General features: G+C 68.5%; 15 protein-coding genes. 3 read left to right on the top strand and 12 right to left on the bottom strand.

Annotation, left to right across the window (positions count from 1 at the left end):
- Positions 1–177 precede the first annotated feature (177 nt).
- Complete coding sequence (locus L0U84_RS32220; protein WP_233856099.1) at positions 178–1,179, top strand: histidine kinase; 1,002 nt, start codon at positions 178–180, stop codon at positions 1,177–1,179.
- Here L0U84_RS32220 and L0U84_RS32215 read toward each other — a convergent pair.
- The 12 genes from L0U84_RS32215 to L0U84_RS32160 form a co-directional block, all read right to left on the bottom strand.
- Positions 1,149–1,811, bottom strand: coding sequence for a response regulator (locus L0U84_RS32215; RefSeq protein WP_129960041.1), 663 nt, complete (start codon positions 1,809–1,811; stop codon positions 1,149–1,151). The genes L0U84_RS32220 and L0U84_RS32215 overlap by 31 nt on opposite strands.
- On the bottom strand, positions 1,808–3,046 hold the full coding sequence (pqqE, locus tag L0U84_RS32210) for a pyrroloquinoline quinone biosynthesis protein PqqE (protein WP_233856098.1): 1,239 nt from the start codon (positions 3,044–3,046) through the stop codon (positions 1,808–1,810). Before pqqE ends, L0U84_RS32215 begins: the two co-directional genes overlap by 4 nt.
- A 4-nt stretch (positions 3,047–3,050) precedes the next feature.
- Positions 3,051–3,329, bottom strand: coding sequence for a pyrroloquinoline quinone biosynthesis peptide chaperone PqqD (gene pqqD / locus L0U84_RS32205; RefSeq protein ID WP_233856097.1), 279 nt, complete (start codon positions 3,327–3,329; stop codon positions 3,051–3,053).
- Entirely contained in the window at positions 3,326–4,084 is a 759-nt protein-coding gene (pqqC, locus tag L0U84_RS32200; protein ID WP_233856096.1) for a pyrroloquinoline-quinone synthase PqqC, read from the bottom strand. The genes pqqD and pqqC overlap by 4 nt, the downstream gene beginning before the upstream one ends.
- 72 nt (positions 4,085–4,156) lie before the next feature.
- Positions 4,157–5,071 carry a pyrroloquinoline quinone biosynthesis protein PqqB gene (gene pqqB / locus L0U84_RS32195; RefSeq protein WP_233856095.1) on the bottom strand — a complete coding sequence of 305 codons (915 nt, stop codon included), beginning with the start codon at positions 5,069–5,071 and terminating at the stop codon, positions 4,157–4,159.
- Positions 5,068–6,108 carry an alpha/beta fold hydrolase gene (locus L0U84_RS32190; RefSeq protein ID WP_233856094.1) on the bottom strand — a complete coding sequence of 347 codons (1,041 nt, stop codon included), beginning with the start codon at positions 6,106–6,108 and terminating at the stop codon, positions 5,068–5,070. The genes pqqB and L0U84_RS32190 overlap by 4 nt, the downstream gene beginning before the upstream one ends.
- Entirely contained in the window at positions 6,105–6,689 is a 585-nt protein-coding gene (locus L0U84_RS32185; RefSeq protein WP_442794064.1) for a cytochrome b, read from the bottom strand. The genes L0U84_RS32190 and L0U84_RS32185 overlap by 4 nt, the downstream gene beginning before the upstream one ends.
- 79 nt (positions 6,690–6,768) lie before the next feature.
- Positions 6,769–7,605, bottom strand: coding sequence for a formylmethanofuran dehydrogenase subunit C (locus L0U84_RS32180; RefSeq protein WP_233856092.1), 837 nt, complete (start codon positions 7,603–7,605; stop codon positions 6,769–6,771).
- Entirely contained in the window at positions 7,602–8,573 is a 972-nt protein-coding gene (gene fhcD / locus L0U84_RS32175) for a formylmethanofuran--tetrahydromethanopterin N-formyltransferase (RefSeq protein ID WP_233856091.1), read from the bottom strand. The genes L0U84_RS32180 and fhcD overlap by 4 nt, the downstream gene beginning before the upstream one ends.
- A 10-nt stretch (positions 8,574–8,583) precedes the next feature.
- Positions 8,584–10,293: a formylmethanofuran dehydrogenase subunit A gene (locus L0U84_RS32170; protein WP_233856090.1), complete on the bottom strand. Its 1,710-nt coding sequence runs from the start codon at positions 10,291–10,293 to the stop codon at positions 8,584–8,586.
- On the bottom strand, positions 10,290–11,669 hold the full coding sequence (locus L0U84_RS32165) for a formylmethanofuran dehydrogenase (RefSeq protein ID WP_233856089.1): 1,380 nt from the start codon (positions 11,667–11,669) through the stop codon (positions 10,290–10,292). The genes L0U84_RS32170 and L0U84_RS32165 overlap by 4 nt, the downstream gene beginning before the upstream one ends.
- 295 nt (positions 11,670–11,964) lie before the next feature.
- Positions 11,965–12,714, bottom strand: coding sequence for a HisA/HisF-related TIM barrel protein (locus L0U84_RS32160; protein WP_233856088.1), 750 nt, complete (start codon positions 12,712–12,714; stop codon positions 11,965–11,967).
- A 14-nt stretch (positions 12,715–12,728) separates the two neighbouring features.
- Here L0U84_RS32160 and L0U84_RS32155 point away from each other — a divergent pair, with 14 nt between their 5' ends.
- Positions 12,729–13,796 carry an ATP-grasp domain-containing protein gene (locus L0U84_RS32155; RefSeq protein ID WP_233856087.1) on the top strand — a complete coding sequence of 356 codons (1,068 nt, stop codon included), beginning with the start codon at positions 12,729–12,731 and terminating at the stop codon, positions 13,794–13,796.
- Complete coding sequence (locus L0U84_RS32150; RefSeq protein WP_233856086.1) at positions 13,793–14,902, top strand: hydantoinase/oxoprolinase family protein; 1,110 nt, start codon at positions 13,793–13,795, stop codon at positions 14,900–14,902. Before L0U84_RS32155 ends, L0U84_RS32150 begins: the two co-directional genes overlap by 4 nt.
- The last annotated feature ends 108 nt before the right edge of the window (positions 14,903–15,010 follow it).

The raw sequence follows: 15,010 nt of genomic DNA, 5'->3' as shown, positions 1-15,010 counted from the left end.
GTTGTCTCCTGCCGGCTCGATGCGTGCGCGTGGCGCGCGTTGTTTGACGTTGGTGTAAAGCTTCGCATACGCGTCTGTAAGCCGCGCGGGAGCTTTTCCCGATCTGCCAGGGAAGCGTTCCCAAAACCCGTGCGAAAAGCCGCTGCGCGCGTCGGCGCTGAGTAGAATGCAAACGTCATGTCAAGCGAACCGATCCATTCCTCTTCCGCTGGCCGAGCGCCGCCGCCGTCGTCGTTGATATGGCGCGACCTCGGCTGGGTCGTCGCCGCGACCGTGCTCGCGGCGGTGCTCGGCGCGACCTTCGATCTCAGCGAGAAGATCTACCGGTTCACGCGCGGCATGGAGCGCTTCCAGCTCGACGAGTTGCCGGGCGCGCTGTTCGTGCTGTCGATCGCGTTGGCGTGGTTCGCGTGGCGCCGCTATCGCGAAGCGCGCCGCGAAGCGCGTCATCGCCGCATGCTCGAAGAGGAAGCCGAACGGCTGCTCGCCGACAACCGGCGCCTCGCCAGTCAGGCGCTGCAGGCGCAGGAACAGGAGCGCCGCCATATGGCGCGCGAACTGCACGACGAGCTGGGTCAATACCTGAACGCGATCTCGCTGGACGCCGCGCGCATCCGCGATCTATCGGGCGAGCGCGAGCCGGAGATTCATCGCATCGCGCTTGGGCTGATACAGAGCGCGACCCATGTGTACCGCGAGATCGGCGGCATGATCCGCCGCCTGCGGCCGATCGGTCTCGACGAATTCGGCTTGCCGAGCGCGCTCGAACATTGCGTCGAAGGCTGGCGCGAGCGCTTGCCCGAAGCGTCTTTCTCGATGACGATTGAAGGCGATTTCAGCGGCCTCAGCGATGCGTTGACGATCACGCTGTACCGGCTCGTGCAGGAAGGGCTGACGAATGTGTCGAAGTTCGCGCGCCGCTCGCGCGTCGAACTGTTCATGGTGCGCGCGCCGCGTGAAGACCACGGCACGCAGATCGACGAGATCGTCGTCACGATGGCCGACGACGGCCCCGGCACCGATCTGACCAAGCCACGCAGCGGGCTCGGACTGATCGGCATGCGCGAGCGCGTCGAGGCGCTCGGCGGCGAATTTCACGTCGCGAGCGAGCCGCAAGGTGGTTTTCTGTTCTGCGCGCGCGTGCCCGCTCACGCGGGACTGGCCGAGCCCGTGAACTGAAGTCCGAGGCGGCTCGCCATCTGCGCGAGCTGCACGCCGTTGTCGGCGCCGAACTTCTGCCGGATCACCGATTGATGGTTGGCCACCGTCTTCTGACTCAGGCCCAGCTTTTCGGCGATGCTCGGCAGCGTATAGCCCTGCACGAGCAGCCGCAGCACCTCGAACTCGCGCGCCGACAACTGCCGCCCCGGCGGCCCTTCGTTGAACGCGGTGCGCAGCGCGAGCGCCTGCGAGATGTCCGGGCTCAGATAGCCGGCGCGCCGCGCAATCGAGCGCACCGCTTCGACCAGCACGTCGGGCGCGCTCGCCTTGGTCACGTAGCCGAGCGCGCCCGCGTCGAGCGCGCGCCGCACGAAGATCGATTCCTCATGCACGCTGAAGATCAGCACCCGCGCATCCGGCTCGCGCGCCAGCATGCGCCGCATCGCTTCGATGCCGCTCGCGCCCGGCAGCGACACGTCCATCACGACCACGTCGGGCCGCAGCGCGCAAAAACGCTGGTAGGCCTGCGCGGCGTCGCCCGCTTCGCCGCACACCGCGACGTCGGCGTTCAGTTCGAGCAGACGCCGGTAGCCTTCGCGCACGACCGCATGGTCGTCGACGAGCAGAACCGAGATGGTGTCGGCACTCATGATTGGGCTCCGGGCGATGCTCGGTTATCGCCACCGGCGTCGGGCTCGCGGGCAGCCGCCGCGAGCTTGCGCGAGTTGGCGTCGTTGCGGAACAGGATCGGCTGTTCGCGTGCTGCTGCTGTCGCCTCGTGTTCCGATGCGGCGTTCCGCACGATCTTGACCACGGTTTCGTGAAACGGCGATTTGTCGCACACGGGGTCGGCGTTGGCGGGGTCGCCGGTCAGCAGAAAGGCCTGGCAGCGGCAGCCGCCGAGGTCGCGTTCCTTTTCGTCGCAACTGCGGCATGGCTCCTTCATCCACTGCAAGCCGCGAAAGCGGTTGAACGCGTCGCTGTCGTACCAGATCTCGCGTAACGCCATGTCCTTCACGTTCGGCAGCGTGAGGCCGGGCAGACCGCGCGCCGCGTGACACGGCAGCGCGGCGCCGTCGGGCGCGATGCCGAGGAACACCGCCCCCCAGCCGTTCATGCAGCGCTTCGGGCGACGCTCGAAGTAGTCCGGTACGACGAAGAAGATCTTGCAGCGCTCGCCATGCGTGCGGCGATAGCGCGCGACCACCGCTTCGGCTTCTTCGAGCTGCTCGCGCGTCGGCATCAATTGAGCCTGGTTCTCACGTGCCCAGCCGTAGTACTGCGTGTTCGCGAGCTCCAGATACTCGGCGCCCAACGCGAGCGCCATGTCGATGATCTTGTCGACGTGCGGCAGGTTGTAGCGATGCAGCACGCAGTTCATCACCATTGGAAAGCCGTGCCGTTTGAGCGCGGCGGCGACGCGTTGCTTCAGCTCGAACGTGCGCGTGCTGCTCAGGAAGTCGTTCAACTGCTGCGTCGAATCCTGGAACGACAGCTGGATGTGATCGAGCCCGGCGGCTTTCAGATCGCCGAGGCGCTGATCGGTCAGACCGACGCCCGAGGTGATCAGGTTCGTGTAAAAGCCGAGCCGGTGCGCTTCTTCGACGAGGATTTCGACATCGTCGCGCACCAGCGGCTCGCCGCCAGAAAAGCCCAGCTGCACCGCGCCGAGCGCGCGCGCCTCGCGCAGCACGTCGAGCCATTGCGCGGTGGTCAGTTCGCGGTTGTGATCGGTGTAGTCGAGCGGGTTGTAGCAGAACGCGCAATGCAGCGGACAACGATAGGTCAGCTCCGCGAGCAGCCACAGCGGCGGCGGCACCGCGGCGGCCGCGCTGTCCTGCGGCTGCGCGCCGGCTTCAGAGCCTGGTTGGGAAAGATCGGTCATCACGCTACTCCAGCCAGCCGCGCCCACGCGCGTCGACGATGAAGGCCCGCACCTCGCTGCCGATGCCGGTCGTATTGAACGCCTGTTCCAGCTCGGCGATCAGCGTGTCGATGTCGCGCGTGCCGTCGCAGCGCTTGAGGATTTCTCCGGCGCTTTGATTGAGCTTCACCATGCCCTCCGGATACAGCAGCACATGCGCGTTCTGCGCGGGCTCCCATTGCAGGCGGAATGGCTTCGCGATCGCGAGCGGCGTGGCGGGTTCTGCACGTGTCGAGTCGTTCATTGCGCAAACGCCTTCTCGATCGCGTCGAGCATGGTCCACAGAATGTCGAGCTTGAACTGCAGGATGTCGAGCGCTCGCTCCTGCTGATCGCGTCGCGTGAAATGCGCGAGCGTGACTTCGAGCCCGTGCTGCACGTCGCGCTGCGCGAGCGAGATGCGCGAACGGAAATACGCGAGACCCTCGGGTTCGATCCACGGATAGTGCTCGGGCCAGCTCGCGAGCCGGTCGCGGTGCACTTGCGGCGCGAACATCTCGGTCAGCGACGAGCACACCGCTTCCTGCCACGGCGCGCGGCGCGCGAAATTCACATAGGCATCGACGGCGAAGCGAACGCCCGGCGTCACGTGTTCGAGCGACCACAGTTCGTCTCGCGTGAGGCCGACCGCGTCCGCGAGACGCGCCCAGGTTTCGATGCCGCCTTCCGCGCCGCCGTAGCCGTCGTGATCGAGAATGCGCTGCACCCAACGGCGGCGCGTGTCGCGGTCCGGACAGTTCGACAGCACGGCCGCATCCTTCAGCGGAATGTTGATCTGATAGTAGAAGCGGTTGGCGACCCAGCCGCGAATCTGCTCGCGCGAGCAGCCCCCGCTATTCATCTTCACGTTGAACGGATGGTGGATGTGATAGGCGGTGCCCTTCGCGCGCAACTGCGCCTCGAATTCCTCACGGCTCCAGGCGGGTCGGTCGATGCCCCTGGTTCCCGTGGTACTTGCGTCGCGTGTTGGTGTCGTGTCCTGAATGTCTTTCGCGTTCATGCCGTCTCCGTTTTATCGTCGTTCACAGCCGCGCCTTGCTACCGCATCTGTCCGTACTCTTCACTGCGCACTTCAAAGCTCGAAGCTCATTCCGTCGTATGCGACCTCGATCCCATGCTCGCCCAGCATGCGCCGCTCGGGGCCGTCTTCGATCAGGATCGGATTCGTATTGTTGATATGGATCAGCACTTTGCGCTTCGCGCCGAGCGAATCGAGCGTTTCGATCATGCCGCCCGCGCCGCTCTGCGGCAGATGGCCCATATCCGCCGAGGTCTTCTTCGACAGGCCGAGGCGGATCATTTCGTCGCCGGTCCACAGCGTGCCGTCGACCAGCAGCAGATCGGCCTCGCGCATCGCCGCGAGCACGTGCGGCTCGATCGCGCCGAGCCCCGGCGCGTAGAACACCCGCCGGCCCGATTGCAGGTTCGTCAGCACGAGCCCGATGTTGTCGCCCCGCTCCGGCGCGTTGCGATGCGGCGAGTACGGCGGTGCTTTGCTCGACAGCGGCAGCGCGTCGATGCGGATGCCGGGCAGCGCGTCGACCGCGAGCGGCGCACCGTCGAGCGCGATGCGGCGATGCTCGACACCGCAGTAGTGCGACAGGATCGGCGCGACCGGAAAGCCGGAGCGCAGGTCTTGCCAGACCGCATCGGTCGCGTACAGCGGCAGCGGCGTGTCGCGTTCGCGCAGCATCAGCAGGCCGGTCACGTGGTCGATCTGCGCGTCGATCACGAGCACCGCGGCGATGCCGCTGTCGCGCGCGCGCCGTGCCGGCTGAAGCTCGGGGTGCGCGGCGATCTGCGCGAGCAGATCGGGCGAGGCATTGACGAGCAGCCAGTCCTCGCCGTTCGCGCTGACCGCGATCGACGACTGCGTGCGGCGCGTCGCCTTCACCGTGCCGCGACGCACGCCGTCGCAATTGCGGCAATTGCAGTTCCATTGCGGGAAGCCGCCGCCCGCGGACGAGCCGAGTACCTTGATCTTCATGCCGCGCGACGCATGTTGGAGCGCCCCTCGTCGTCAGTGGGAATAAACATCGCGGCGAGCGCGTGCGCGACGCGTGCGTGCAGCGCGGGGTCGCTCGCCAGATGACCCGCCGCGCTCACGCACTCGACGCGCGCCGAAGGCGCCGCGCGCGACAGCCGCCGCAGATTGCCGCGCGGACACACCGGATCGCGCGCGCCGTGCACGGCCGTGATCGGCACACCGGCCGCGGCCGCGCGGCGCGCGAGCGACAGCAAACGCGTTTCGCCGAGCCAGCAGCGATGCGCGAGGTAGTGCGCCTGAATCCGGTATTTGCCGATCAGCTTGCGGGTGTGGCGTTGGGAGTCGTGTGCGTTGCGCGGTTCTCCGCGTCGTCGGGCGGCACCTCGCGGTGATGTGCTCGCGAGTACCGCGTTTTCATAGCCGCGCCACGCCAGCGCGACAGCACGTTGCCGTGCTTCGTTCGCGCCGTATTGCAATGTGTCGCCACAACGCGCGGCCAGCGTCGCGGGTCGCTTGCAGTGTGCAGCGGAGTGCAGTGTCGACCACGCACGCGGCGCACGCTTGCGCGACGAAATGAACAAACCGCGCACTTCGCGTGCGGAAGTCAGGAACAGGCCGCGCAGCACGACGCCCGTCACCGACTGCGGAAATTGCCCCGCGTACGCGAGCGCGAGCGCCGCGCCCCACGAGCCGCCGAGCACGCCCCAACGCGCGAAGCCGAGCCGCGCGCGAATCGCTTCGAGATCGGCGATCAGATAGTCGGTGCGGTTGTGGCGCACGCTGCAGTGCGGCGTCGAGGCACCGGTGCCGCGCTGATCGATCAGCACGACGCGAAAGCGCCGCAGATCGAAGAGCCGCAGCGCGCCGGGCTGACTGCCGCTGCCGGGGCCGCCATGCAGCACCGCGACCGGCACGCCGTCGCGCGCGCCGGCTAGCGCGTACCACACGCGATGGCCATCGCGCGTGCGCAGCGTATGGACTTCGAGCGCGGCGGCCGCGGCTGTTTGCGAGTGTTGCGGTGTGCTGCGTGTCGTCATGGCAGCATCCTCGCGAGCAGGTTGTCGCGATCGATCCACTGATGCTTGAACGCGCCCGCCACGTGCAGCACGATCAGCGCGATCAACGCGTAGCCGATCGCCTGGTGAAGGCCGAAGAACAACCCGCGCAGATGCGCGTCGTCCCAACCCCACTTCGGCAGCAGGATGCCCCAGAAGCGCGTGCCGTAGCTGTTGAACGACGAGCCGAGATATCCGGCAAGCGGCATCGCCACCATGCCGACATATAAAAGACCCTGCGTAGTGCGCGCGGCGGCGCGTTGCCACGGTGGCATCGGCGGCGGCGGAGGCCGGTAAAGGACCCGCCGCGCGACGATGCGCAAAAGCACCAGCAGGAAAACCGTCAGTCCGAGCGACTTGTGCAGGTTGATCAGCGTCGCTTTGACAGGCAAGCCCTTCGGCAGTCCGACCATATAGAGGCCAAGCGCGAGCAGTCCGACGATGCCGAGCGCGATCAGCCAGTGCAGCGCGATCAGCAGCCCCGCATAGCGCGGTCCGCCGGCGCTGGCGTGCGCGTTGACGTCGATATCAGGCTTCGCGTTTGGAGAATCCGCTGTCGTCATGCCCTGTCTCCATGCAACATCGTTGCGGGACGTTTCTTCTTTTCCGAACACCGTTTCAGTCCTGGCTGACATAGCTGCCTCAGCCGGCGATCAGTATTTCGCCGCGACCGTCGACCGCGAGGTCGCCCGTAAAGCGGACCGGCAGACGGTCCGCGCGCCACTGCGAAAACGGCGCGATTTCGGTCGCGAGATTGCGTATGAGCAATGACCAGAATACGTCGAATCCGTGGCCGCCGCCCGTGAATGTCAAGGGCGGCAGGGGCTCGGGCCGTTGCGCGAGCAGTAGCGTTCCGCGCCTCATTGCATAGGCATAATGCGCGCCCAATTGCCCCGCCACCCCGACGGTCCCCGCCACCAGCCGCGACGCCGCGAAGTCGCCCGCGTTGCCGCCGACCAGCACGAGGCCGCGGCGCATCCGGTCGGCGAGCCGCGCGCCCGCGTTGCCGTGGATCGTCAGCGTGCCGCCGCTCATGCCTTCCATGTCGCCCGTCAGCGCGCCGGCGGCGAAGTCACCGCTGTCGCCGCGCACCGCCACGCGTCCGCCGCGCAGTTCGCAAGCGGTGAAGTGCCCCGCGTCGCCGTCGATTTGAAGCAAGCCGCCGCTCATCCTGAAGCCGCTGTAGTCGCCGACCGAGCCGCGCGCGACGAGCCGCCCGCCGTCCATCTGCGCGCCGAGCCGGTCGAGCCACCGCCCGGCACCGTCGATCAGCAGCGTGGCCAGCTCGTCACCGGACTCAGGCGCGTCATCGCGCGAAACCTCGAACACGTCGCCGACCGCGCAGCGCTCATTGCCGCCCGGCAGCATGATGCGCGCGATCTCGGCCACGCTCATGCCGGCCAGCGCCGCCGGCGACAGCGCGGTCGCATCGACGCGAAAACCGGGCGGCGTCTTCACGCGCAACGTGGTCGTGCTCATGCGTGACTCCCGTCGAGTCCCGCCGCCAGCTCGCGCAAATGAAAGTGGTACGGCCCGAGCTTGCCGCCGTAGTTGCCCGCCGAAATGCGCAGCACGCCGGCCGCGCGGCCGAGTCCGGCGGCCGCGCCGATACCCGCGGTCATCGCCGCGCCGACGTCGGCGTCGGTCAGGCCGTCGATGACGATCTCCAGCACGCAGCCCACCTCGGCGCTCAACTCGCTGCGCGCCGCGAGACCGATCAGGCTGGGGCAGAACGCGTCGTTGGTGGACGCGGTCGCGCCCGCATACTTCGAGCCGATCTTCGAGCCCGAGCGCACGATGCCGCCGGGAAACGGCATGATCACGTTCGGCAGCCGGCGCATCGCGGCGACGGCTGCTTCGGCGGCGGCGAGCGCGGCGTCGAGATCGCGCGCGAGCAGCAGCAGGTTGCCGCCGCCGACGGCCTTGACCGTCGCCGCCGTGTCTTCGCAGACGAACTCGCCGTCCATCACCGGCACGCGCCAGTAACGCGTGGGTCCGTTGCCCGTGTCGATCATCTTCGCGATCTGCCAGCCGTCGCCGAAAAAGCGCAGTCCGCTGCCGAGCGGCGCCCGGTCCGACAGCGGCGCGCGGCTCGTGGCCGGATCGATGCCGCCGTAGACGGCCGTGCTCGGGCAGGTGAGCACGCACTGGCCGACGCGCCGCCCGATCTGCTTGGCGAGCTCCTTTGACGACACCGCGAACAGCAGCACCGCGACGCCGGGCCGGCCATCGGGCGTTGCATCGGGCGCGAGCGCGCGCTCGATGCCCGCCTCGCAGCCGCAGCCGATCACCGAGGTCGCGAAGCCGGTCAGCGAGTTCGCCGCGTGCATCGCCCATGTCGGCGTGTGCGCGGTGATCACGAGCCGGGTCGCCTTCATCGGAAAGGCTTCGGCGAAGGTCGCGTCGATCGCGGTGCCGTTGATTTCGAGCGGGGCGGGAGCGTTCATCGTGGCCGCGTCAGGTTCGACATTCGACGGGCAACAGCCGTCCGCCGCGGCAGCAGCGGCAGGCTTCGTCGTTGCTGATCGCGGCGTGCGCGAAGTTGCTCGCGAGATTCGCGTCGCTATACGCGCGCAGCGTTTTCTCGATACCGCGATCGAACTCCGGCGCGACGAAATGGATGCCGCCCGTCGGCGTCGCGACCAGCGTGCCGTCGCGCGCGACCAGCTCGCCGTCCTTGAACACATAGGCGGGTGACGTGAACATCCGCTCGCGGTCCGGCTCGTCGCGATAGACCGCGATGTCCGCCGCCGCGCCCGCGCCGAGGTGGCCGCGATCGCGCAGACCGAGCAGACGCGCGGGACCGGCGCGCGTGATGATCGCGATCTCGTACAGCGAGAATTCGCGCTTGAGCTCCGGCAGCGCGCTGGCGACCTGCGCTTCGGGATGCAGCTTCGCAAGCTGCTCATCGCGAAACGGCTTGTCCATCAGCAGGCGGATCAGATGCGGATAGCTCGTGAACGGGCCGCCGTTCGGATGATCGGTGGTCATCGCGACGCGCCACGGGTCGTCGACCAGCAGAAAAATTTCGAGGCCGATGATCCATTGCAGCGCGTTCACGTAGCTCTGCTCGCGATAGCGGAACGGCACGATGCCGCAACCCGCGTCGCACTCGATGTCGCCCACTATCCACTTGTGCGGCCGCGCGAGCGGCGCGTTGCGGAACTGCATCATCGTGTCACCCGAGGCCGTGACGGTCTGTCCGAAGATGATCTGGCCGACGTCGATCGATACGTTCGAGCGCGCGTTCACGGCTTCGGCAATCTGCCGCGCGCCCGACGAAAACTTGCGCGACCCTTCGGTGCCATAGCTGTGAAACTGGATATGCGTCAGATGGATCGGCAGGCCGTCGGCGGCGTCCATCGTCGCGATCGTCGACGCGAGGTTGCCGGGCACGCCGAGGTTGCTCGTGTGCACGTGCAGCGGATGCGGCACGCGCAGTTCGGTCAGCGCGCGCGTCAGCGTGCGCAGCACGTCGCGCGGCGTGATGCCGTAGTGCGCGTGCGCTTCGTCGACGTCGAGCGAGCGCTGGTTGAACTTGAACGCCGAGATGCCGCCGGGGTTCACCACCTTGACGCCGAGCGCCTTGCTCGCGTCGATGGTCCAGCCGACATAGTCGCGCAGACGTTCGAAATCGTCGCGCGCGGCCAGCATCCGCAGGAACAGCTCGTCGTTGCCGAGCATCACGTACGCGCCGTGATCGATGATCGGCGTGTCGCCCATTTCGAGGTGCGTGTGGCGCGCGTTCGACGGCATCATCGCCGGCTCGAATGCGGCCGTGTAGCCCATTTCGGCGTAGCGGTAGCCGGTCGCGAGCGTGCCCGGCGCGCAGACGCCGCACGAAGGCAGACGCAGGTAGCGGCCGTTGTCGTCGCGCGCCGCTTCGTAGGCGGGCTCGCGCGGCGCACCGGCGCCCGGTGCGTCGGCGCGATGGTCCTCGGGCAGCAGCAGCCGCGACAGATTGGTCTTGCCGCCGCCGATATGCGAATGCAGATCGATGCCGCCCGCCATCACGATCATGCCGGTCGCGTCGTATTCACGATCGGCGGGCGTGGTCGCCGGCACGTCGACGATGCGGCCGTCGCGGAACGTCAGATCGCGGCGCTCGCCGTTGACGTTGTTGGCAGGGTCGAACAGCGTGCCGCCCTTGAGCCGGACGAGGGTCATGGCTGGTCCTCGCGCGGATTCAGTTGGTCGCTGAGTCGCTCGTTCAGCTTCGCGGCAATCGACGCCACCGACTCCAGTGCAGCACTACGCGCAGCGGTGAGCGGCATCACGACCGTCCCGTCGACGCGAAACAGATGCCCGCCGCTGTCGATGCCCGGTGTCGCGACGGGCACGAACACGGTATTCGCGCCGCGGGCCTTCGCGGCATCCGCGAGCGCCGGATGGCTGAGCACGATCAGCGGAAGGGCGGGATCCAGTGATGCGGGCCATGCGTGCGGCGCAAAGCTCGCGATCCACAGCAGCGCATCGACTTCGCGTTCGGCGAGCAGCCGCGCCGTGCGGTAGCGGTACGGATCGTGATCGAGCGGCGCGCTGCCGGTGACGCGCGCCGGCATCGACACACGCGTGCGCAGCGGCAAGCCGGACAGCCAGGTGACGGTCTGATTGACCGTCAACGCGCCGTCGTCGCCGCCGAGCGGGAGGCACGCCGCGCGCGTCTTGCGATTCACGGCCTTGACGATCCGGTTCAGCGCTTCGATCAGCAGCGCCGCGTGCGGAGCGGGCAGTGCGGCCGGTTCGTAGACGACCACCGTGTAGCCCGCTTTGGCGATGCGGGCTTGCAAGGACGCTAGCGCGGTTGCCGCGTCCGCACCGCTGCCGTTGCCGTGGCTCAGCACGGCCGCGTCACGTCCTTCGGCGAGCGCCGACCACAGCGCGAGCGTGTCGTACGGATCGGCATCCGCCAGCAGCGTGTCGATGCGCGTTTGCGCAAAGCCCGCCGCGGCCGGGTCCGCTTCGCAGCCGACGAAGACCAGCTCGCGCGCGAGTTCGGTGCCCGCCAGCGCCCGCGTGAAAAAACGCGGGTAGCGCCGCGAGGGCTGACAGCCGAAAAACACCAGCAGGTCGGCGCGCGCACGCACTTCGGAAAGCGTCGTGAAGAACGAGCCGCGGTCCTGCAACGCGAGCGTCGCGGGTGTCAGCGCATCGCCGTGCAGATGATCGAGGATCGCACCGCAGGCTGCGGCGAGCGGATACAGCGCGCGGGCGCCCGCGACGTCGGTGGCGAGGCCGCCGAATAGCGGGCGACGCGCGTTCGCAAGCAACTGCGCGGCGCTCGTGAGCGCGGCATCGAGGTCCACTTCGTTGCCGTCGACCACGCATCCGCAGCGCGCGTCCGTCGCGCCGTAATGGGCGAGCGCGCGAGCGAGCCGCGAACATTCGGTGTCCGGTACATCGAGCGTGCCGTCGTCGTGGCTAGCCGCGACCAGGTCGTCACACAGCAGGGGGCAGAACGGACAGATCCAGTCGCGTGTCAGCGCCGCGGCGCGCGCGGCGCTCGGGCTGGAGGGCGACGGATCGATGGAGGGGCTATGCATGGGGCAGGTTTTAGCAAGCTCCATGCCGATTTTGGACCCCGCGTCGGCGAGCGGGCACCGCGCTGAAGCGAGCCGCGCGTACGGTCGTGCTGCTTTGCGTTCAGCGGATGAATCCGCGTGACGCGCATGCGGCAAGCGTGCCTGATCGTGCGTCGGCGCGCGCGTTCAAAGCCCCGCTGCGCCATACAAAATGTGTGCCGTTCTGGAGCAGAGTGTCACACGCAAACTGTCCGGCTTGTGTTCCGTTTACTGACAGCGCTGTCACGGAGCGTGGCATGGAAATTGTATGGAAGGCCTACGCGGAATCGGAATGCGCGCAGTCGAGCTGTCGATCGTGCAGCGCGGACGCCACCAGCCATGCGCTTGCGCCAGTGGCGGCCGCGGCGGCCAGATCGTCGCGATTGCGGATGCCGCCCGCGCCGATCAGCGTGGTGTGCGCGGCGGCTTGCGCGCGCAGGCGTTCGAACGTCGCGAGATCGGGGCCGGCGTAGCTGCCGACCTGATCGAGCGTCATCGCGATCACGCGCGACGGCCACCACGCCGACGAGCGATCGAGCGTGGTCGCGGCGAGCAGTTCGCCCGCGCGATGATCGAGCGACAGGATCGGCGCGAGGCCGGCGCGCTGAGCCGTGTCCAGTGCGTGGAGGTCGCACAGCGTCTCCGAGCCGAAGACCGGCACGAGGCTCGCATGGTGGGAACCGCCAGCAGGGTGGTCGTGCTGGGCAATTGCAGCGTCGATGCGCTCGAACAGCGCGCGCATCGACGCATAGTCCGCGAAGCCCGCGTCGAGCCATAGCTCGATGCCGGGCAGCGCGACGCGCAACGCGGCGAGCGTGGACGCATGCGCGTCGCGTTGCAGGATGGCGCCGAGATCGGCGATATAGAGCGTGCGTGCGCCGCTGGTTTCGAGCAGCGCACGGGCGGTGGCAAGTGGGTCGCTCGTCGCGACGAGGCGGGACTGGATGGGCCGATAGGCGCTCCGCTCGCCGCGCACCGCGCGCACGACCTGACCGTCGAGCAGATCGAGAACAGGTATCACCTGCATAGGGGCGCTTTCCTTTGACCAAGATCTTTGTCTACGAGTATCTCACCGGCGGGGGCATCGACCCCGAGCTCGCCGCCGCGGGCAGTCTCGCCGATTTGAGCGCGCTGATCGTCGAAGGACGCGTGATGCGCGACGCGCTGGTCGCCGCGCTGCGTGAACTGGACGGCGTGCACGTTAGCTTCGCGACCTCGCGCTTCGAAACGCCGGGCGCGGGCGCCGCCCATTGTATGGCGGCGCCCGGCGAATCGATGACGGCCTTCGTCGCGCGCGCGGCGCGCCAGCACGATTACGCGTGGATCGTCGCGCCGGAATGCGACGGCCTGCTGCTGCGCTTTCACGATGCGGTCGGCACCGCGCGCTGGCTCGGCTGCGCGAAGGAAGCGATCCGCGTCGCGTCGAGCAAGAGCGCGACCGCGGCGTGTCTCGCCGCGCATGGGATTGCGACGACACCGGCGCTGGAGCCGGGCGACACGACGGCGCAAAACACGGCGCAACATGCGGCGCAGCATGCGGGCCGCTGGGTCGTCAAACCGGACGACGGCGCGGGCGGCCTCGACACGATCGTGTACGAGCGCTTCGCCGATGCCTGTGCCGAATACGACGCGCGCGCGGCCGCCGGGCGCAATCCGGTGCTGCAGGCGTGGGTGGACGGCGAGCCGTTGAGCCTGTCGCTGATCTGCCGCGGCGACGCCACCAAGCTCCTCAGCATCAACCGTCAGCAGATCGGGCTGAGTGGCGGCGACGCGTCGGGTGAGGTTGCGCGGATCGTCGAGTTCGACGGCGTGCTGGTCGATCAGATCGACCAGCACAGCGACATGGGCCGCGCGCTCGACACGCTCGCGCATCGCGTCGCGCGCGCGATCCCGGGTTTGCGCGGCTTCGTCGGCATCGACGTCGTATGGCATCCGCACCGCGGCCCGGTCGTGATCGAAGTCAATCCACGGTTGACGGTCGCTTATGCGGGGCTGTCGGCGGCGCGCGGCAGCGGCCTGACGCGCGCGCTGCTGGCCGCGCATGGCGTGCGCATCGAGCGCTGCGGCGCGCCGCGCGCCAATTCGCCGACGCTCGAGGTGCGCCCTTGAGCCCCGCCCGCTCGAGGCCGGCGGCGCGGTTCGGCTGGGATGTCGGCGGCGCGCATGTGAAGGTGTCGCTCGTGGACGGCGGTGGCGCCGTGCTCGACGTCGTGCAATGGGCGTGTCCGCTGTGGCAGGGCTTCGACCATCTGCATCGCACGATCGACCTCGTTTTCGAGCGCTGGCCGCAGGCCCGCACGGACGCCGCGCAGCATGCGGTGACGATGACCGGTGAAATGGTCGACCTGTTCGCGGATCGCGCTGAAGGCGTGCGCGCGATCGTAGCCGCGCTCGCGCAGCGGCTCGGTTCATCACTGCGTTTCTATGCCGGCGACGCGGGCTGGCTCGCCGCCGACGACTGCGCGGCCGGCTGGCGTCACGTCGCATCGGCGAACTGGCTCGCGACCGCGAACTGGGTCGCTACCTGCATGACGAATGCGTTGCTCGTCGACATCGGCAGCACCACCACCGACATCATTCCGATCGTCGACGGCCGCGTCGTCGCGCGTGCCGCGACCGACGCGGGCCGGCTTGCGAGCGGCGAGCTCGTGTATCACGGCGTCGTGCGCACGCCGTTGTGCGGCGTCGCGCATCGGATCGAATTCGGCGGCGCCACCCTCAACGTGATGAACGAATGGTTTGCGACGACCGCCGACGTCTACCGGCTGACGGGCGAACTCGACCCGCTGCACGACGTGCAGCCGAGCGCCGACCAGGGGCCGAAGACGAAGGTGGCGAGCCGCGCGCGGCTCGCGCGGATGATCGGGCACGACGCGCGCGACGCGTCGGACCTCGAATGGCTGCACTTTGCGCAGCGCTGGCGCGCGCTGCAGCTGCGCGAAATCGGCGCGAATCTGATGCGGGTGGTTGCCGCGCAGCCGGCGCTCGTTGCCGCGCCGCTGGTGGGCGCCGGCTGCGGCCGGTTCCTCGTCGCCGCTTTGGCGCGCGATGAGGCGCGCGGCTATATCGACTTCGGCGCGTTGGCGGGCGTGCCCGATGCCTGTGCGGCATGGGCGGCGACCTGCGCGCCGAGCGTGGCGGTCGCGCTGCTGGCGGCGCGCGAACCGGCAGCCGAGCGGCGAGGCGCGCGTGGCGTCGCCGCGCGCGCGGCATGAATTGATACGCGCACCTGCGCGAACACGTGGCGCGCCAGCGCACGAGCAGCGCAAAGAAGCAGAGTGTTGACGATTGGACGAGCGGGACAAGTTCGGTGATGAACATGG

The sequence above is a fragment of the Paraburkholderia sp. HD33-4 genome (genome assembly GCF_021390635.1).
Lineage (GTDB): Bacteria > Pseudomonadota > Gammaproteobacteria > Burkholderiales > Burkholderiaceae > Paraburkholderia.
Note: the sequence above shows the minus strand (reverse complement) of the source record. Positions and strands in the feature narration are given on the sequence as shown.